1 pseudogene is annotated in these 538 nt (G+C 62.5%); it reads left to right on the plus strand.

The window, feature by feature from the left end:
• Positions 1–154: 154 nt before the first annotated feature.
• A pseudogene (locus tag EN994_RS34550) lies at positions 155–538 on the plus strand (carbamoyl phosphate synthase large subunit); the annotation flags it as partial.

A 538-nucleotide genomic window follows, 5' to 3' on the forward strand; every position in this document is an offset into this window, starting at 1 on the left:
CCCCTATTCCCCTACCTCGCATTTTCGGGGTTACATCAGTCAAAACTCTTCCCTATAAGGCCCTCCTAGCCTGATACCAGAATCGCGAGCACAACCGGCCGGGTCTTCCCGTCCCGGTTTTTTGTGCAAGCCGCCCGCCGAACGGACCTTTGACATGCCAAGACGCACTGACATCAAGTCGATCCTGATCATCGGGGCCGGCCCCATCGTCATCGGCCAGGCCTGCGAGTTCGACTATTCCGGCACGCAGGCCTGCAAGGCGCTGAAGGAGGAAGGCTTCCGCGTCATCCTGGTCAATTCCAACCCGGCCACCATCATGACCGACCCGGAACTGGCCGACGCCACCTATATCGAGCCGATCACGCCTGAAGTGGTGGCCAAGATCATCGCCAAGGAGCGGCCCGACGCGCTGCTGCCGACCATGGGCGGCCAGACCGCGCTCAACACCGCTCTGTCGCTGCGCCGCATGGGCGTGCTCGAGCGCTACAATGTCGAGATGATCGGCGCCGACGCTACCGCCATCGACAAGGCCGAGGAC

Source organism: Mesorhizobium sp. M7A.F.Ca.CA.002.09.1.1, from assembly GCF_003998555.1.
GTDB lineage: Bacteria > Pseudomonadota > Alphaproteobacteria > Rhizobiales > Rhizobiaceae > Mesorhizobium > Mesorhizobium ciceri.